Consider the following 18,187-nt stretch of genomic DNA (forward strand, 5'->3'; position numbering starts at 1 on the left):
GCAGGTGGTGGGGGAAGACAAGAAAATGGGTGACAAGAAAATAGCGGATCCCCGTCAAAAACAACCAAGAACGATTAGACTTTCGCCATGGGAGATCAACAAACCTCGTCGGGGCCTGGTGCCAAGTTGTCGCTAATCGCGGCGGTCGCAGCCGTGTTGCTTGTCGGGTTGGTGTTTGGGGCTTCGTTGTGGGTGCTGGCGGCGATCGTTGCCGGCGCGGTGATCTTGATCAACCGGTTTCTTGCACTGACCTGGGCCCGCTGCTCGATCGCGACGCGTGATGGCGGTGACGTGGAGATGAAGATCGGCCAGACGTTGCCGATCACGGTGACCGTCACCAACACCAGCAAGGTCCCCGTGTTCTGGTTGCTGGTCGAAGACTTGATTCCTCGCTGGGCGACGATTCACACGCCGCCGACGTTGGACATCCAAGGCGATCGCGTCCAGGTGTTTTTGATGTGGCCCGGCCAGACGCGTCAGTTGCAATACACGATCCGATGCAACCGCCGCGGCTACTTTCAAATCGGCCCCACCGTGCTGGAAACCGGCGATCTGATGGGCTTGTACCGTCGCTACCGTGTCGGCACCCATCCCCAGTATTTGACGGTGTTGCCCAAGACCGTGGAACTGGACGACTATGCAATCGCGTCGCGTCGCCCGATGGGCGAAATCCGGATGCGTGACAACGTGATGGAAGACCCGACGCGATTGCGCGGTATCCGACGCTGGGAACCGGGCGACCCGATGCGCCGGGTCCATTGGTCGGCCACGGCCCGGACCGGAATCTTGCACAGCAAGGTCTATGAACCGACCTCGATCGCCGGGGCAACGTTGGTGTTGGACCTGCACACGACCACCAACCCGACTCAACACGAACCCGTTCGGACGGACCTTTCGATCACCGCCGCGTTTTCGATCGCCAGTTCCTTGCACGACCAATCACAACCGTTCGGGTTTGTCACCAACGGCCGCGACGCCGCCGATCGAATTCGCACCGATGGTTGGATCGGCGACCACCGCGTCCGCGATCAAGCGAAACAGTCCGCGACGATGCTGGACACCAATGATCGACTTCGCCCCATCATTCTGGATGCCTCGCGCGGCGCGGTTCACCTGCAGCGATTAAGAACCACGCTCGCCCGCCTGGAACGTAGCGACGGGATGACGCTGACCGAGTTGCTGGTCGAAACCGAGTCACGGATCAGCAACGAAACGACGTTGATCGCGATCGTGCAGCAAGCCACACCGGACTCGCTGGCGACCTTGATCGGGTTTGCCCGCCGCGGTAAAGCGGTCGCGGTGATCATCAACACACTGGACATCAACGATTACAGCGCGGTCGCCGGCCCGTTGATCGCCGCCAACATCCCGACGTTTCATCTGGTTGACGAACGATCAATTCGCGGACTGTGTCGCGAAGTGAATCTGCGGACGGCGTAGAGAACGTGGTAGGAAAATTTCTGGGGTAAGAAGATGGTGAACGACACCGTCCGATCGGTGTTGCACATTCTCTTACCCCTCGAAGGTTCCTGGCTCTTTCCCCGCGTCCAGCCTTGTCACTTTGGTGGGAGTGACAAGGGAGGGATGGCAAAATGATGCGGGGCAGAATGATGACAGGCTGGAAGCCTGTCCCACGGGCGCGGGTTTACTTTTCGAACCACTTTTTGATGGTGTGAATTGTTGCGGCGCGGCCGGCCCGGGCGATGGAGGTGGTCAGGGGGATTTCTTTGGGGCAGACGGCGACGCAGTTTTGAGCGTTCCCGCAGGCCTGGATGCCACCGGGGCCCGTCAACGCGTCCATCCGTTCGCCGGAAATCGATTTGCCGGTCGGATGGTTATTGAACAGCACGGCTTGCGAGATCGCGTGGGGTCCGACGAAGCCCTCATTCCAGGCCTTCTCTTCTCGCCGACGGAACTCCTCGTCCGTTTCGCCGTCTTTCCGTGCCAGTTCGATCTTGTTGTATTGTGGACAGGCGTCGACGCAACAACCACAACTCATGCACTGGCTGAGCGGATAGTTTTGTTCCTGGGTGGCGCGAAGCTGTCGTTCGCCCGGGCCCATGTTGTAATAACTGTCGACCGGCACCCAGGCTTTGACCTTTTCGAGTGCATTGAACAGACGGCTGCGGTCGACCATCAGATCGCGCAGCACCGGGAACTTGCTCATCGGTTCGAGCACGAGTTCGTCGGCGTTGTCCTTGAGCAACTGGTCGACCAGGGCGCTACAACTTTGACGGACGCGCCCGTTGATTTGCATCGTGCAGGCACCGCAGACTTCTTCCAGGCAGCCGCAATCCCAGACGACGGGTGTGACCTTTTTGCCGTCGGACGTTTCGCTCAATGCGGCGATCCGTTGCAGGACCGTGATCACATTCAATTCGGGTTCATAGTCGATCTTGAACAACTGCCAATACGGTTCTTTACCCGGGCCATCTTGTCGCTTGACGCGGACGTTGATGAACTTGGGACGGTTGGCGTCGGGATCCAGGGCAATCATGCGTTGACCTATGAAAGTTGTCGAAAGTTGAATGTTCGTGGAGTGAAGTGTGTCGGCCGCCCGATTCACGAGCGGTGCCGGGGGTCGATCAGGAGGATGCCATTTCGGGGGTTTGCTTTTTCGCTTCGGCCCGCTCCTTCCAGACCTCTTCGATGATATCGGCACCGACAAGCCCGTAGAGCCGGGGGCGTGGCGGCTGCAGCGACGTGTCGACGTCCTCGTAGCTGAACTGGGGCTGCATGGTGGCGTTGTCGTAATCCGCGATCGTGCTCTTCAAATACTTTTCGTTGTTCTTTTCGAACGCATCGCACCACTCCTCGGCTTGCTTGCGTCGCTCGGCGGGATCTTCCGCGGTCAGCGAAGGCTTTTGGAAGTCCGGTTTGAAGTGGGCCCCACGGCATTCGTCGCGGCGAAGTGCACCGCCCAAGATGGACTTGGCGATCGGGAACATGTCTTGCAGTGATTTTGCGAAGATCACGTTTTGGTTGGACCAGCTGCCGGTGTCCGACAAGTTGACCTTCATCGCACGCTCGTGCAAATCGTTGACCTTTTCGATCGCGTCGCTCAATTGATCGTTTCGGCGAACCACGGTCGCGGCCCGCGTCATGATGTCCCCGAGTTCTTGGTGAATCAAATAGGGGTTTTCGTCGCTGCCGGAGTTGCCGGTCAGCAGGTGGTCGTGGCGCTCTTGTTGCTTGGCGACGGCGGCTGAGAGCGTGGACGGCTCGATGTCCGCATGGCCGCCGGATTGGCTGTCGATGTAGTTGACGATCGATGGCCCGGTAAACAAACCGGTAAAGATGCACGAAAGCAACGAGTTGGCGCCCAGTCGGTTGGCACCGTGGTAGTGGTAGTCACACTCGCCGATCGCATACAGGCCTTCCAGGTTGGTCATGTGGTTCCGCGGGGCGCCGGCCTCCAAGCCTCCGTCGGCACTCTTGACGTAATCGGCCCACAACCCGCCCATGCTGTAGTGAACGGCCGGGAAGATCCGCATCGGTTCGATGCGAGGATCGACGCCCTGGAATTTTTCGTAAATTTCCAGAATCCCGCCCAGCTTGCGGTCCAATTCGGCTTTGGGGATGTGAGTCAAATCCAAGTAGACGCACATCCGTTCGGGATCCACGCTCAGGCCGTCGTTGACGCAGATGTCAAAGATCTCGCGGGTGGCGATGTCTCGCGGTACCAGATTGCCGTACTCGGGGTAACGTTCTTCCAGGAAGTAGTAGCGATCGCTGGCGGGGATGTCGCGTGGGGCGCGCGAGTCGTGCGGTTTGCGCGGCACCCAGACGCGTCCGCCTTCGCCACGCGCCGATTCGCTCATCAATCGCAGTTTGTCGCTGCCGGGGATCGCGGTCGGGTGGACCTGAATGAATTCGCCGTTGCCGTACTTCGCACCGGCTTGGAAGCAGCGGCTGGCGGCGCTGCCGGTACAGAACACGCTCATCGTGCTGCGGCCGTACACCAATCCGCAACCGCCGGTCGCCACGACGGCGGCGTCGGCGGGGAAGGCGCGGATTTCCATCGACACCATGTCTTGGGCGACGACACCTCGGACGCGACCGTTGTCGTCTTGGATCGGTCCCAGGAAGTCCCAGAATTCGAACTTGCGGATCAGACCTTCAGCGACGCGGCGGCGGACCTGTTCGTCCAGGGCATACAGCAATTGCTGTCCGGTGGTCGCACCGGCAAACGCCGTCCGCTTGTACAAGGTGCCGCCGAACCGTCGTCGGTCCAGAAAGCCTTCGCCGGTGCGGTTGAAGGGCACCCCCAGGCGGTCCATCAGGTCGATGACCTTGGGGGCCCAGTAGGCCATTTCTTTGACCGGCGGCTGGTGGTTCAGAAAATCACCGCCATAGACCGTGTCATCGAAGTGTTTCCACTCGTTGTCGCCCAACTGGCGGGTCTGGTCGTTGCAGCTGTTGATCCCGCCCTGGGCACAGACGCTGTGGGAGCGTTTGACGGGCGTCAGGCTGATCAGGTCGACGCTGACGCCGAGTTCTGCCAATTTCATCGCCGAGGCGAGACCTGCAAGACCACCACCGACGACGACCACACGTTGATTTGACATAGCGACTGAAATTGAAAGAGTGGAATGTGTGTTGATTGGAACTCGAAGCGTGGGACGGAAGCTCGGCGGCGTCAGGACGCCGGTTTCATGTCTTGCAACGACGCTTGTTCGCCGCCCTCGGCGTCATCGATTTCGGATTCGACCGCGGCCCGTCCGCGGAGGTCACGTTTGTGTTCGTTTTCGGGAACCGTTCCGGCGACGACGCCCGCTTCGTACATGCGGTCTTCGATCGCACGCATCTCCGCCACGTCGTCTTCGCCCGGGAAGACGGCCCCCGCCCACGCGGCCAACGAGACAACCGTCAAAACGATGCCCAGCGCCACACAGACTTTGGTCGCCCGTGCCTGAGCTTCGGGGGAAATCCACAGGCCCCAGGTGATTCCTGCGGTCCAGATCCCGTTGATGAAGTGGTAAACGAGCGCCAGAACGCCGGCCAGATAGATCACCGGCCAGATGATTCCATAACCGAGATTCATCGCGGCGACCAACGAGCTGCCGGCGTTGTAGGGGCTGAATTGGCCGAATCCGATTTTATCAATCGCGTTCATCCAGGCCTCGGCGTGGATTCCGCCGTGCAGGTGCATCACGTGCAAGAATAAATACACCAATCCGATGAAACCGGTCCAACGTTGCCAGCTGTAGCGTCGGTTGCTGGTGAACCGGTATTGGCTGCTGTTGGTTTTGCCCGTTTTGGCGATCCAGATCCCCAGCACGGCATGAAAGATCAGCGGCAGAAAGATCCCGCCCCACTCGATCAGCGGCAACAGCGGACCCGGGCTATGGATCAAGAACACGGCGCGTTGAAAGATCTCGACACTGCCCAACAAACTGGCGTTCGTGGTCAAGTGAACGCACATGTAAAGTCCCAGCGGCACGATCCCCGTCAGCGAGTGGAGTCGGCGGATCGCAAATTCGTGCTTGGTGAAAAACGACAGCTCGCTGTTTGAATCGGAGTTGGAGTCGGACACGTGACTGCTTGACCGGTGCGTTGGGAGGAATCGAAGACGACGCGCGATCGAATGATCGCCACGGTAAGATACCGCAGCCAGCCATCGGCCGCGCGAGCCTGCGAATTTTGTTAAGGTTTTCAGGCCCATACTTTAGGCTTCATCCGTCCACTCGCCTAGATCGACGGATTGACGCAGACGATTTGTAGAATTCTGCCCCGCGGTCTCTGACTGTCGCAATCCGCACACATAGAAAACTTGTCGATGAACATCTGGTTGGTCGTGACCCTTGCGGTCGTCGTCGTCTTGGTCAGCATCCTGGTGTTCCGACTGCACGCATTTTTAACGCTCTTGTTAGCCGGATTGCTGGTCGCCGGGCTGACCGGGCCGGACATGTTGAAGCAATATGCCGACGCCGAAGTGGCGGCGAACAAGTGGACGGCTCAGGCCGCTGTGACATTCACGCACAGCAGCGCCGCGGCGCGTGTGACAAACGCGTTCGGATCGACGGCCGGAAAAATTGGAATTTTAATTGCCTTGGCCAGCGTGATCGGCGGCTGCCTGTCCGAATCGGGCGCCGCGGCCACCATCGTCCAGCGGATGTTGAAACTGGTCGGCCCCCGGCGATCCCCCGAAGCACTGGCGGTCAGTTCGTTCATCATCGGGATCCCGGTATTCTTTGACACGGTGTTCTACCTGATGGTGCCGTTGGCCAGGTCGTTGCGCCGCGCCGTCGGCAATGACTATGTGTTGTTCATCTTGTCGATTCTGGCCGGCGGTTCGATCGCGCACTCGTTGATCCCGCCCACCCCCGGCCCGCTGCAAGTCGCTGAAATCCTGAACATCGACGTCGGCGTGATGCTGGGCGTTGGGTTGGTCGTCGGTGCAATGAGTAGCGTGCTGTCACTGGCCTCGGCGCGGCTGATCAACCGCTGTGTCGAAGTGCCGTTGCGGCCCATCGCCGGTGAATCGATCGCCAGTGAGGCGCCCGATTCGGCGGCCCCCGATTCGAACGCTACCGCCGGGGCGTCGGCAGACACGCATTGGCCTGGGTTCGTCGAGTCGCTGCTTCCGATCCTGGTCCCCGTCGTCTTGATCACGATCGGCAGCGTGTTGGCGTACCTGATCCAATCGGGCGCGGTGCAGCGGAGTGGGGGGACCGATGCGCTGCAATTGATCGGCGACAAGAACATCGCGATCGCGATCGGATTGGCGTTCGCGATGGCGTTGATGCGGTACATCGATTCGGACCGCCGCAGGACGCTGGTCAGTCGGTCGCTGGCATCGGCGGGCAACATCATTTTGATCACCGCTGCCGGCGGGGCGTTCGGCGCGATGCTGCGCCAGGCCGGGATCGCCGGCGCGGTCGGTGATTTGGTCGACGCCAACGCGGGGCTGGTTCTGTTGCCGCTGGCGTTCGGCGTGACCGCCGCCATCCGCACGCTGCAAGGTTCCGCCACGGTCGCCATGATCACCTCGGCAGGCGTCTTGCAAGGATTTGCGTTTGCCGAGGAACTGCCGTTCCACCCGGTGTATCTGGCGATGGCCATCGGGGCGGGCAGCAAGCCGGTGTCGTGGATGACCGACAGTGCGTTTTGGGTGATCACACGGATGAGCGGGATGACCGAAGCGGAGGGATTGAAAGTGATCTCGCCGATGAGCATTGCGTTGGGGGTCTCGGCACTGACCGTCAGCGTCCTGATGGCTTGGTTGTTCCCGGGAGTGGGGTGACGGCGGCAAGGAACCGCGTTGAAACCTAACCCTCCCTGGCAGGGAGGGTCGAGCGTAGCGAGGGGAGGGTCGGCGGCTAAGGCCCGCCCACTCGTCGAAAAAGCCGACTTCCGGTATCCTGTTGGCGTTTTTAGTTCACACCCGACCCATTCCGCTAGAATCGGCAATCGCACCACCATTCTTATGACCCGAATCGCGAAACTCGCACTCGAAGACGGCACGGTTTACACCGGAAAAGGCTTCGGCGCCGAAGGCGAAATCAACGGTGAAGTCGTTTTCAACACCTCGATGACCGGTTATCAGGAAATCCTGACCGACCCCAGTTATCGCGGCCAAATCGTGACGATGACGTACCCCGAGATCGGCAACTATGGCATCAATTCGATCGACGTCGAGCACGAAACGCCTTCCCTGGCAGGCTTCATCGTTCGCGAAGAGAGCCGCATCTTCAGTAATTATCGCGCCGAAGGCTCCTTGTCGGCCTACCTGGAACAACACGGCATCGTCGCCGTGGCAGGGATCGACACCCGCGCGTTGGTGCGACGCATCCGCGAAAAGGGTGCCATGCGCGGCATTTTGTCGACGAGCGACTTGGACGACGCCTCACTGATCGAAAAGGCGAAAAACAGCCCGGGGCTGGTCGGCCGCGACCTGGTCCGCGAGGTGATGCCCGCCGAAACGCGGCGATGGGACAGCCAACTCGATGAGTGGACCGCGACGGAAATCGCACGCGGCAAAGCCCCCGCCGCCAACGGGTCGGCCAACATCGTCTGCATGGACTTTGGCATGAAGTGGAATATCCCGCGGCACTTTGCCTCGCGAGGTAACCAGGTCACCGTCGTCCCCGGCGATACCAGCGCCGACGAGATCCTGAAACTCAACCCCGACGGCGTGTTTTTGTCCAACGGCCCCGGTGACCCCGAACCGTTGGATTATGCCCACAAAACGATTGCGGAACTGATCGGCAAGACACCGCTGTTCGGCATCTGCCTGGGGCACCAACTGCTTTCGCTCGCCTGCGGTGCGAAAACGTTCAAGCTGAAATTCGGGCACCGAGGGGCCAACCAACCGGTTTTGGATCTGCAAACCGGCAAAGTCGAGATCACGACCCAAAACCACGGGTTTGCCGTCGAAGAATCGTCGCTCCCGGACTGCCTGGAAATCACCCACCGAAACCTGAACGACGACACGATCGCCGGCGTTCGGCACCGCGAGGCCCAGGCGTTCGGCGTCCAGCATCACCCCGAAGCATCCTCGGGGCCACACGACAGCCACTACCTGTTCGATCGCTTCCAAAGCGTGGTCGGCAAGGCGTAAGCGGGTCCGCGTCTCATCCCGGCGTAGCCACGCTCGCCTGAGCGTGGGACGCACTGGGAACCACCTTCTGGCGAAGGCAGCGACGCTGGCGCGGCCCGGCTCGAATCGGCTAGCGGACGGGCTCTTGCTTGAGAAAGTCGTTGACCGAGGGGGAGGCGTCTTCGTCGGCGGATTTCGGGAACGGGGCGAACAGGTTGCTAAAGAAGCCGCCTTGCTGCTTGGTCTGGGGGGCCGGCGTGGTCTGGCTGTTTTGACGGAACCCGGCGGGAATCAGCCGCATCGGGTTCAGCGTATCCTTGGTCCGCTGCCAGCTCTTTTTGGCGGTCGTGGAAACTTCGTCCACCAAGCTATCTTTTTTCGTGATCACGCGTTCCTTTTCTTGCTTGGTCGGCAAGAAGGTGGACATCGTGGGCATTTTCAACTTCGGCATCTGCCAGTTCATCGGATTCAGCCCGCTGACCATCCGCGTTAGCGGATTGCCTGGCAGGGCCGGCTCGGTCGCCGAATCCTGGGCCGTCGCCGAATCTTGGGCAGACGCGGCAGGCTGCGACACGAAGGTCATCGCGGCAAGTAACAGGACGCAAGTTGAGGCAATGGTTCGTGTGTTCATCGCGGTGAATCGTCTCCCATGGGCGAAGCAGAGCGAGTTAGGGGTGGATCGTGCGGCCCATCCGGCCGATGCCGCTGACTCGACGCGTCGAACAAGCGGTATTGGCCTTTTGGCACGTGGGCTGCCTATCGCAAGATTCCCCTCCGCAGGGCAAGACCAGTTTGTTGTGAGACCTGGCGCCGGGAGGACAAACGCACGACGTTAGGACAAGACTCTCCCTGGAAGAGGTCGTGCGGTTTTTTAAATTCACCTCCCTGGCAGGGAGGGGCGAGTGCAGCGAAGGGCATCGGCACCAAGTGAAGACGAAACCCTACCACAGTGAGGGTGAAGTCGTACACACCTGTTGGACCCGCGTTGAAAAACACCGAACCGGCCTTGTTTGCCGATTCACATCGGCGATAGCATCGCCGTATACCTTGTTCGACGCATACCTTGTTCGACGCTCAGCCAGGTCCACTTTCCCATGATGATTCTCTCGCGACGGTACGGCCAACTCGGGAACCGGCTGATCCTGTATTCAAATTTGATCGCGGCGGCTCGGCACTATCGCATCGAGCTTCGCAATCCCAGTTTTGCCGAGTATGCCAGTCTGTTTCCCAGCACGCGTGAGGACCTATGGTGCCGCTATGACGCGCACCTGAAACCGTCGCCGAACCACCGCCCCAGCCGGCGTCCGCCGTCACGACGGCGTCGCAATGCGTTGATGCATGTCATGCAAGCGGTGGCGAAATCGATGAACGCGATCGGCATGCGTCACTATCCGGCCAAAGTGATTCGGTTGGGGGCTGGGGAGATCTGCGATTTGGAAGGCGACCGTTTTCGCAGTGCGGTCGAATCCGGGCGGACGCTGTTGTTGCAGGGCTGGCTGTTTCGCAGTCCGCGATTGCTGGAACAACATTGGCCGCACATCCGTGATTTCTTCACCGTGTCCAAAACCGATCGAGATGTGATCGACCAAAGGATTCGCCAGGCGCGGCGCGACAGCGATGTGTTGGTCGGCGTTCACATTCGTCGCGGTGACTACGCAAATTATCGGGGCGGACAGTACTACTATGATGACGCGTTGTATTCGCGATGGATGCACAGCGTTTGCGATCAATTGCCCGGGCAACGCGTCCGGTTTCTGGTTTGCAGCAACGAACCATTAGACGAGAGTGCCTTTACCGGACTCAACATCACCCATGGGCCGGGCACGGCACTGCGGGACATGTATGCCTTGGCCGACACCGACTGGATGATGGGGCCGCCGAGCACGTTTACCGGCTGGGCCGAGATGGTCGGTCGACGTCCACGGATCGAATTGCAATCTCGCCAGCAGAGCGTGGTGGTTCCCCCATCGGTTGTATCACAGTCGCTCGCATTCCAGCCGAACGCGGAGCAGGTTGCGGCCTGAGCCTTTGATGGAACCACCTCGTCCCCAATGGCCAGACGACTTGCCCCGTGTATTGCTGGTCGGTTGCGGTGTGGTCGGCCGAGCGATCGCCGATGCGCATGCGGCGCGCGAGATTTCGTTCTGTCTGGCCGATCAGGACGCCGATGCACTGCGCGTCGCGTCGCAATCATTTGCCGACGCGGGCATCGCGACACGCGAGTGCTTGCTGCCGGTTGAATCGCTGCACGGCATCGTGGTCGGCCAAGGCGAGTCGACCGACACGACGCAACCGCCGATCGTGATTGAATCGATCGTCGAACGCTTGGATGCCAAGCAAGAGCTGATGGCGGCGATTCATCAAGTCCTGGGCGATGAAGCCGTCTTGTGCAGCAATACATCGACGCTGAAGATCGACGAGATTGCCGGTCGCGGGCCGGATTTACCTGAGCGAGTTTGCGGGATGCACTTCTTCATGCCCGTTCATGCCCGCGCGGCGGTCGAAGTGATCGCGGGACCGCGCAGCGCGGACGACGCCATCCAAGCTGTCGTCCGGCACGCCACACGCCTGGGGAAGCGGGCGATTCGATGCCAAGACGGCCCCGGATTTGTCGTCAACCGAATGCTTTCGCCCTATCTGAACCAGGCGTTGTTGCTGCTCTGTCGCGGTGCCACCGAATCTCAAATCGAGCGGGCCGCGCGGGCCTATGGCATGCCGCTTTCTCCGCTCGAACTGATCGATTGGATCGGTGCCCCCACGATGTACCATGCCGGCAGGGCGTTTTGCAGTGCCTTTCCGCATCGTGTCGATCCGTCGCCGCTGGTCCCGGCGCTGTTGAAACGCAAACGGCTCGGCCGCGCCACTGGCCAGGGGCTGTACGACTACACCGACGGGCACCGCAGTCGCACGTTGGCCGACGAAACACAAGCGTTGATCGAAACCTACCGCACCGATCGACATGAGTTTACCGACGGCGATGTGTTGTTGTTGCTGTCGATTCCGATGTGGATCGAGGCGACATGCCTGCTTGGCGAAGGCATCGCCGATTCAATGGCAACCGTCGACTTGGCCATGGCCGGTGGGCTGGGATTCACCAGCGACGCCAACTGGTCGGACTTTTACAATCAACTCGGCCGGCAGCGGATCGATGATGCGATCGACCGCTGGCAATCGGATTTCAAGTCGATGCGAATGCCTGAAATCAAATAGAAACCAGCATTCCAGTGGCGGTTGGTCAAAAAATTTGGTGGTCAAAAAATAGAACGGACCAACCGATGAGCCTCGCAACCTTGCCCCCATCTTTTGACCACCCCATTTTTTGACCAACCCTCCCCACTCCCCACATCCACCGATGATCGATTCGGTCTTCGTTTACGGCACACTTAAACGCGGGCAGTGCCGCGAATCCTGTTGGCCGGTCCAACCGTTGCGGGTGACGTCGGGTTGGGTTCGCGGGGCACTGTATGGGCGCGAGGACTATCCGGCGCTATTGCCGGGCGAGCATCACGTGGCTGGGGAACTGTGGACATTTGACGCCGCGACCATGCCAACGGTGTTGTCGGTTCTGGACGAAATCGAGGGGACCGACGGCAATTCGGCCGACGACCTCTATCATCGCCATTGGGTCCAGGTGCACGATGACGCGGGAGAGGTGATCGCAACGGCATACAGCTACTTTTACCACCGCGACCCGATCGCAGACGGTTTTTTTCTGGTACCGACGTGCGGAGAAAAACAATTCTGGCCGACGGAAGCTCGCTAGGCGGCGGTGAAACGGTCCCGGTCGGCGACGGGTGTCATGCCAGCCGTGGATACCATTTTGTGGCGGATCAGTTACAATACTGGGCTCGTTTTTCCCGCCCCCCACCCGCCAGAATCGGCCGAGGCATTCGCGCATGCACACACCCGCTGAAAATAACAGTACCGACCGACGATCCTTTCTCAAACGCGGGGCCACCGCATCTGCCGTCGCGAGTGTCTCGGCGATGACGCTGCCCGGCCGCGCCGAAGCGGCCGCGAATTCGAATGAACGGCTGCGAATCGGATTCATCGGCCCGGGCGGACGCGGCTTCGGCGCCCATGTCAAAACTCTCTGTGGCCTGCACGGCGAAGGGCGCAAGATCGACCTGGTCGGCGTCGCCGAGGTCTACGAAACGCAACGTGACATGGTCGCCGATTACATCAAAGACAAAACGGGCACCGATCCGGGCCGCTATGTCGATTACAACGACATGATCGCCAAAGAAAACCTGGATGCGGTTTGCATCGGCACCCCCGATCACTGGCACCACAAGCAGATCATCGATTCGCTCGCCGCGGGACTGAACGTGTACTGCGAAAAGCCGATGACCAAAACGGTCGCAGAAGCCTTCAACGTCGAGAACAAATGGCGGGAATCCGGCAAGGTCATGCAGGTCGGCGTCCAATCGACCAGCTTGCCGGTCTGGAACGAGATTCGCGCGTTGCTTCAGGAAGGAAAACTCGGCAAGGTACTGGGATTCCAAACCGAGTACTTCCGCAACAGCAACGTCGGCCAGTGGCGTTACTACAAGCTGGTCGAGGACATGAACCCCAAAAAGATCGACTGGCAACGCTGGCTGGGGACCAATGAAGAACTCGCCCCGGAAATGCCGTTCGACCGCGCGGTATACAAGCAGTGGCGACGATTCTGGCCCTTCGGCAGCGGCATGTTCACCGACTTGTTCGTGCATCGCACGACGTCGATGTTGAAGGCGACTGGACTGCGGATCCCCGGACGCGTCGTCGGTGCCGGCGGAATTTTCCTGGAGTATGACGGACGCGATGTGCCGGACGTGGCCACCGTCGCAGCCGACTTTAACGAAGGCGTCCAGGGGCTGATCACCGCGACGATGTGCAACCAGGAATCGCGGGTCAATCAACTGATCCGCGGTCACTACGGAACGTTCGAACTGGGCAACGGCGAAGGCTTTGACGGATTCGATTTCGTGCCCGAACGCCGCCAAGTCACCTCCAAGGGCGATTCAGCCAAGCGGACCTTTGAAAGCGAACGGATCGCCACGCAACCGGTCAAAAACACGACCAAGGCTCACTTCGAAAACTTCTTGGACGCCTGCGAAGCCGGTGAGCCAGAGCTGTGCAACAACCCACCGGACCTGGGCGCCGCCGCGATGGCCGTGGTCAACCTTGGAGCCCAAAGCTATCGCAACGGTGAAGTCTACTTCGTCGATTCCGACAGCCGCGACATCAGCACCAACGATCCCGGCTGGGCCAAGAAGTGGGAAGCGAAATCGAAGTCGCGTGAATTGCCCAATCACATCGCAGGCTGGAAAGCCGGTGATTTCGGCAGCAAGCTCGACGAGCCGGAGTACATGAGCTTGGGCGGCCCCTGGACCGACGGCAAAGACCCCGCCGGATCCTAGGCATCGCCCGCAGAATCCTCGTTCCCAGGCTCTGTCCGGGAACACAGTGCATTGACCAAGGTGAATCAAGAAACTTCTCTTTGGAAGTCATGCGGTTTAGTGAGTCATTGATTCCAAAGGGATTTTGAGGATTTCCCTGGCCGCCCTGAACTACAGCGAGGTCGATTGCCCACGGATGGCAGCGCGAACCCACGGATCCCAGGCCGTATCACATCCGTGGGTCCGCGCTGCTATCCGCGGGCTTTTTCGGTCCCCCCACACCTCCTGCCTGAACGCACCACCTCAGAAAAAGCTTCATGCCAAGGGGAGTGAAACGCACCAACGCCTTCTATCTCCGAGGTTGAAAACCGCACGACCTCGGCAGGAAGGGGGACCGACTTGATCATTGGTTCCAGTTCCATCTCTTAGCTCGATGCGAATTGAGTTGATGGGCGAATGTGCCGTCCAGTGCAACCACCTCGCCGCCTTGGTGGCTGGACAAAATTGCCTGCTTGGGCACAAAATGCGGATCGCCGGAATTCCGTTTCGTTTCCCTTTCCGCCCCACGATCTCGATGGCCACGCTTTCAACCCCCACGTTCTCTACCAGTCGCCATCAGATTGCGGGATTGTCCGTCGCGGAGTTGGCAAAACAGTACGGCACCCCGCTGTACGTGTACGACCTCCGCGTGATCGAGCAGCGGATCGCGGATTTGGAAGCGTTTGATGTGATCCGCTATGCCCAGAAGGCGTGTGGAAACATCGCGATTCTCGACCGCATGCGGCGGCAGGGCGTCGTCGTCGATGCGGTCAGCTGCGGCGAGATTCAACGCGCGCTTGCGGCGGGGTATTCGCCCCGGGGCCACGAGATCGTCTACACCGCCGACATCTTTGACGCCGCCGCGCTGGATTTGATCGCCCAGCACAAGTTGCACGTCAATTGCGGATCGCCCGACATGATCTCGCAATTGGGTGAGCGTTTGCCCGGTGCCGACGTGACGTTGCGGATCAATCCCGGATTCGGGCACGGCCACAGCCAGAAGACGAACACGGGCGGCCAGCAGAGCAAGCACGGGATCTGGCACACACAAATCGACGAGTGCTTGCGACGGGCCGACCAGTACGGTGTGACCGTGACCGGGTTGCACATGCACATCGGCTCGGGAACCGACCTGGAACACCTGAGCGAAGTCTGTGAAGCGATGGAGCGCGTGGCGATGGAAGTCGGACGCACCCTGACGACGATCAGCGCCGGCGGCGGATTGCCGGTCCCGTACAACGAGTCGGAAACCTACGTTGATTTGGACAAGTACTTTCAATTGTGGGACGCCACCCGCAATCGGCTCAGCAAATCGTTCGGGCACCCGGTCACGCTGGAAATCGAACCGGGACGCTACCTGTCGGCCGAGTCGGGGTTCTTGATTGCGGAAGTCCGCAGCGTCAAGAAGGTCGGCGAAAACCTGTTCGTGTTGCTCGATGCGGGATTCAACGACCTGGCACGACCGGTCATGTATGGCGCCCAGCATCCGATCTCGGTCTGCGCCGCCGACGGCGCGGCGGTCGATGATCGTGAGACGATCGAAGCGGTCATCGGCGGCCCGCTCTGTGAATCCGGCGACATCTTCACGCAACGCGAAGGCGGGTTCGTGCACAGCCGCGAGCTGCCGATGTGCCGCGTCGGCGATTATGTGATTCTGGAAAACGCCGGCGCTTACGGCTTCGTCATGGCCAGCAATTACAACAGCAAGACACGCGCCGCCGAGGTCATGATCGAACAGGGCCAGGCAAAGTTGATTCGCAAGCGGGAAACGTTCGAGGATTTGGTCCGTAACGAGATCATTCCGGAGTGAAGGCAGCGGTGCATTTCGGTCGCCGTGCACTGTTGACGATCGCCGTCGTGACGGCGGTGTGGGTCGCGTTGATTCATCTGGCGCGGCCCGTCGCGTTCTTGCTGTTCGCACTCGCCGCGTTCAACGCGGTGTCGCTGCCGGCCATTTTGGTGTTGCTCGGTTTGACCTCGCGGCAAAACGGCACCGTGTTGGAGGTCAAATCCAACCCGGTCTTCATGGCTTTGCTGACAACATGGACGATCAGCGTTTTGCTGTGTGGTTCGTTTTATGTCGCCGCGTGGCTGCAAGCATCGATGCGCTAAACGCCAGCGGGAAGCATGACGACCTGTTGATTTACTAGCCCGCGGCGCGAGCGAGGGACGCAGCAGATCCACTCGCTTGCGTTTCGGGCTTGTATCGTCCTGTTCACTTATCGAAAACGACTAAATCAACAGGCCAGTGAGCGAGCGGCACGTTGCGCAGCGTCAGCGTGACATGCGAAACACGCCGACGTCCTGCTTTCCGCGAAACGTGGCGTTGAAATGCTGCGGCGTCACCGTGGCCGTCATTCGGTATTCCCCCAGCAACGGCAACCGTGTCGACGAACGGTACCGATTGTAGGTGCCCGGAACGCGTTCCAGTTTTGCGGGGTAGACGAACGGAATCACCTTGGCAAACCGACCGGCAAAAACGGCGCGGTACGTGTTACCGTCCACGGCGCGGATCCGGGCGCGAAGCGGGCCCTGGTGTCCGGTCGATGACGACGACCAATGACCGACCCAACGGCCCGCCGGACTGGCCGCGGACAAACTGACGATCGGCAGAAATAACGCAATGAGCAACGTGGCGAGCAACCGCGAGGGCATCGGAGAACTCGGTGGAAACGGGATTAGGAAAGCAACAGAGACCGAATGAATCATCCTAGTCGATCGCCGCCGGACTAGCTCGGACTATTCACGGCATTGAAGCGAAACGACGCAAAGCCATGCAACAGAAGATCTTATGTTTACCCTTGCAAAAACACACAGCGCAAACCAGCCGCCACGCGCTAGCGTGCGGTTCCTCCGCCAATCGCCGTGGAAGCACATGAACCGTGAGCTAGCGCTCATCGGCTAATGAATAATCCGGGCTAGTGCATGGTAACCTCACCAGCGGCGCATTGCGCCAGGCATCGGTCGTAGCGGAACTCTCGTTCCAGGTCACCTTCGCTGGGCTCCAGTGTGAACCAAAAGCACGTGCCGCCTCGGTAGCTCGGGTCGATCCAGATTCTGCCACCGTGGGTTTCGACGATTTTTCTGGCGATCGTCAGGCCTGCGCCGGATCCACCGCCGTAGGCATCGGCAGCGTGCAAGCGACGGAAGATCGTGAACACATCCGGTCGCATCCGTTCGGGGATTCCGATCCCGTTGTCGGCAACAAAAAATGCCGTCACCGGTTCGTCGCCATCCCCAAGGCGTTTCGTCACGGAACCGATCTCAATACGTTTGGAATCATGGTCGTTGTACTTGATGCCGTTGGAGATCAAGTTCTGTAACAATTCGTTGAACAGCACCGGCTGGCCGCTGACCGGCGGCAACAACATGCTGTTGACTTCGACGTGTCCCGAAGCGATCTGGGTGAACAGGTTTTCTTTGACGTGACCGATGATTTCGTTCAGGTCGACCGACTCGCGGCGATCGTCCACACAACCGACCCGTGCGTAGTGCAACATTTGGTCGATCATGGTTTGGGCGCGATCGGTCAGCCGACGGATCAGGTCCAGTTTTTCTTTCGCCGCATCGTCCAATTGGTCGCCATAGTCTTCGACAAAAAACTCGGTTAGCGATCCGATCCCGCGAATCGGCTGCTTCAAGTCATGTGACGCCGCGTACGCGAATTCTTGCAGCGCCTCGTTGCTGCGTTCCAGTTCCGCACGATATTTTTCCAGCTGGTTGGTACGCCCGCGCAGTTCGATCAACGACGTCGTTTGTCGGCCGAGCGCCTTCAGGGACGTCATTTGTTCGTCGGACAGTTCGCGTGGGACCGAGTCGATGACGCAAAGAGTTCCCAGGGCGATGCCGCCGGGGGTGACCAAGGGGGAACCGGCATAGAAGCGGATGTGTGGGGCGCCGGTGACCAGCGGGTTGTCCAGAAACCTTGGGTCGCGCGTCGCGTCGCGCACGGCCAGGACTTCCTGTTGATTCAAAATGGCATGGGCGCAAAAGGCCGCCGAGCGATCGGTCTGAGAAACGTCGACGCCGACGCGTGCCTTGAACCACTGGCGATTCTCGTCGATCAGACTGACCAGCGCGATCGGTGTTTTACAAATCCGCGCGGCGATCCCGACGACGTCGTCATACTCTTGCTCGGGCAACGTGTCGAGAATCTGGTAGTCGGCCAGAGTCTGTAGACGTACGGACTCGTTCTCAGGTAGTGGCGCCGCTGGCATGGGATTCC

General features: G+C 60.0%; 15 protein-coding genes. 9 read left to right on the forward strand and 6 right to left on the reverse strand.

The genetic code is table 11. From position 1 onward, the window contains the following. Positions 1-87 precede the first annotated feature (87 nt). Positions 88-1,440 carry a DUF58 domain-containing protein gene (locus H1B37_RS22055; protein WP_182868830.1) on the forward strand — a complete coding sequence of 451 codons (1,353 nt, stop codon included), beginning with the start codon at positions 88-90 and terminating at the stop codon, positions 1,438-1,440. A 205-nt stretch (positions 1,441-1,645) separates the two neighbouring features. On the opposite strand, the gene sdhB is transcribed toward H1B37_RS22055, so the two are convergent. The 3 genes from sdhB to H1B37_RS22070 form a co-directional block, all read right to left on the reverse strand. Then, a complete protein-coding gene (gene sdhB, locus H1B37_RS22060; RefSeq protein ID WP_182868832.1) occupies positions 1,646-2,497 on the reverse strand; it encodes a succinate dehydrogenase iron-sulfur subunit in 852 nt (283 codons plus the stop codon). Between the two features lie 88 nt (positions 2,498-2,585). Beyond that, positions 2,586-4,568 (reverse strand): succinate dehydrogenase flavoprotein subunit, encoded by a 1,983-nt coding sequence (gene sdhA / locus H1B37_RS22065; RefSeq protein ID WP_182868834.1) that lies wholly within the window; start codon positions 4,566-4,568, stop codon positions 2,586-2,588. 71 nt (positions 4,569-4,639) lie between these two features. Next, positions 4,640-5,536, reverse strand: a complete 897-nt coding sequence (locus tag H1B37_RS22070) for a succinate dehydrogenase cytochrome b558 subunit (RefSeq protein WP_353620888.1) — start codon at positions 5,534-5,536, stop codon at positions 4,640-4,642. A 243-nt stretch (positions 5,537-5,779) separates the two neighbouring features. Here H1B37_RS22070 and H1B37_RS22075 point away from each other — a divergent pair, with 243 nt between their 5' ends. Beyond that, positions 5,780-7,246, forward strand: coding sequence for a GntP family permease (locus tag H1B37_RS22075; protein ID WP_182868838.1), 1,467 nt, complete (start codon positions 5,780-5,782; stop codon positions 7,244-7,246). A gap of 183 nt (positions 7,247-7,429) precedes the next feature. Then, entirely contained in the window at positions 7,430-8,563 is a 1,134-nt protein-coding gene (carA, locus tag H1B37_RS22080; protein ID WP_182868845.1) for a glutamine-hydrolyzing carbamoyl-phosphate synthase small subunit, read from the forward strand. A gap of 109 nt (positions 8,564-8,672) precedes the next feature. Here the strand turns inward: carA and H1B37_RS22085 are convergent, their stop codons facing one another. Beyond that, positions 8,673-9,173: a hypothetical protein gene (locus H1B37_RS22085; protein ID WP_182868847.1), complete on the reverse strand. Its 501-nt coding sequence runs from the start codon at positions 9,171-9,173 to the stop codon at positions 8,673-8,675. 463 nt (positions 9,174-9,636) lie between these two features. Here H1B37_RS22085 and H1B37_RS22090 point away from each other — a divergent pair, with 463 nt between their 5' ends. The 6 genes from H1B37_RS22090 to H1B37_RS22115 all read left to right on the forward strand — a co-directional run bounded on the left by H1B37_RS22090 (position 9,637) and on the right by H1B37_RS22115 (position 16,074). Beyond that, positions 9,637-10,566, forward strand: a complete 930-nt coding sequence (locus tag H1B37_RS22090) for an alpha-1,2-fucosyltransferase (protein WP_182868849.1) — start codon at positions 9,637-9,639, stop codon at positions 10,564-10,566. Positions 10,567-10,573: 7 nt separating this feature from the next. Further along, positions 10,574-11,752 carry a 3-hydroxyacyl-CoA dehydrogenase family protein gene (locus H1B37_RS22095; RefSeq protein WP_182868850.1) on the forward strand — a complete coding sequence of 393 codons (1,179 nt, stop codon included), beginning with the start codon at positions 10,574-10,576 and terminating at the stop codon, positions 11,750-11,752. Positions 11,753-11,894: 142 nt separating this feature from the next. Then, positions 11,895-12,305, forward strand: a complete 411-nt coding sequence (locus H1B37_RS22100) for a gamma-glutamylcyclotransferase family protein (RefSeq protein ID WP_182868852.1) — start codon at positions 11,895-11,897, stop codon at positions 12,303-12,305. A gap of 133 nt (positions 12,306-12,438) precedes the next feature. Beyond that, entirely contained in the window at positions 12,439-13,944 is a 1,506-nt protein-coding gene (locus H1B37_RS22105) for a Gfo/Idh/MocA family protein (RefSeq protein ID WP_182868854.1), read from the forward strand. Between the two features lie 553 nt (positions 13,945-14,497). Further along, positions 14,498-15,772, forward strand: a complete 1,275-nt coding sequence (gene lysA, locus H1B37_RS22110) for a diaminopimelate decarboxylase (protein ID WP_182868856.1) — start codon at positions 14,498-14,500, stop codon at positions 15,770-15,772. Between the two features lie 8 nt (positions 15,773-15,780). Then, the gene (locus tag H1B37_RS22115; RefSeq protein WP_182868857.1) at positions 15,781-16,074 is read left to right on the forward strand and encodes a hypothetical protein; all 294 of its coding nucleotides are present in this window, start codon (positions 15,781-15,783) and stop codon (positions 16,072-16,074) included. 162 nt (positions 16,075-16,236) lie between these two features. Here the strand turns inward: H1B37_RS22115 and H1B37_RS22120 are convergent, their stop codons facing one another. Together H1B37_RS22120 and H1B37_RS22125 are read right to left on the reverse strand one after the other, a co-directional pair. Then, on the reverse strand, positions 16,237-16,617 hold the full coding sequence (locus H1B37_RS22120) for a hypothetical protein (RefSeq protein WP_182868859.1): 381 nt from the start codon (positions 16,615-16,617) through the stop codon (positions 16,237-16,239). Between the two features lie 263 nt (positions 16,618-16,880). Next, complete coding sequence (locus H1B37_RS22125) at positions 16,881-18,179, reverse strand: sensor histidine kinase (protein ID WP_182868861.1); 1,299 nt, start codon at positions 18,177-18,179, stop codon at positions 16,881-16,883. Positions 18,180-18,187 lie beyond the last annotated feature (8 nt).

Source organism: Stieleria mannarensis (genome assembly GCF_014154935.1).
Taxonomy (GTDB): domain Bacteria; phylum Planctomycetota; class Planctomycetia; order Pirellulales; family Pirellulaceae; genus Stieleria; species Stieleria mannarensis.

Coding starts and splice junctions, on each gene's coding strand:
- H1B37_RS22095 (WP_182868850.1), top strand. CDS start 10,574: ATGGAACCACCTCGTCCCCAATGGCCAGACGACTTGCCCCGTGTATTG.
- sdhB (WP_182868832.1), bottom strand. CDS start 2,497: ATGATTGCCCTGGATCCCGACGCCAACCGTCCCAAGTTCATCAACGTC.
- lysA (WP_182868856.1), top strand. CDS start 14,498: ATGGCCACGCTTTCAACCCCCACGTTCTCTACCAGTCGCCATCAGATT.
- H1B37_RS22085 (WP_182868847.1), bottom strand. CDS start 9,173: ATGAACACACGAACCATTGCCTCAACTTGCGTCCTGTTACTTGCCGCG.
- H1B37_RS22090 (WP_182868849.1), top strand. CDS start 9,637: ATGATGATTCTCTCGCGACGGTACGGCCAACTCGGGAACCGGCTGATC.
- H1B37_RS22125 (WP_182868861.1), bottom strand. CDS start 18,179: ATGCCAGCGGCGCCACTACCTGAGAACGAGTCCGTACGTCTACAGACT.
- H1B37_RS22055 (WP_182868830.1), top strand. CDS start 88: ATGGGAGATCAACAAACCTCGTCGGGGCCTGGTGCCAAGTTGTCGCTA.
- H1B37_RS22100 (WP_182868852.1), top strand. CDS start 11,895: ATGATCGATTCGGTCTTCGTTTACGGCACACTTAAACGCGGGCAGTGC.
- sdhA (WP_182868834.1), bottom strand. CDS start 4,568: ATGTCAAATCAACGTGTGGTCGTCGTCGGTGGTGGTCTTGCAGGTCTC.
- H1B37_RS22105 (WP_182868854.1), top strand. CDS start 12,439: ATGCACACACCCGCTGAAAATAACAGTACCGACCGACGATCCTTTCTC.
- H1B37_RS22120 (WP_182868859.1), bottom strand. CDS start 16,617: ATGCCCTCGCGGTTGCTCGCCACGTTGCTCATTGCGTTATTTCTGCCG.
- carA (WP_182868845.1), top strand. CDS start 7,430: ATGACCCGAATCGCGAAACTCGCACTCGAAGACGGCACGGTTTACACC.
- H1B37_RS22075 (WP_182868838.1), top strand. CDS start 5,780: ATGAACATCTGGTTGGTCGTGACCCTTGCGGTCGTCGTCGTCTTGGTC.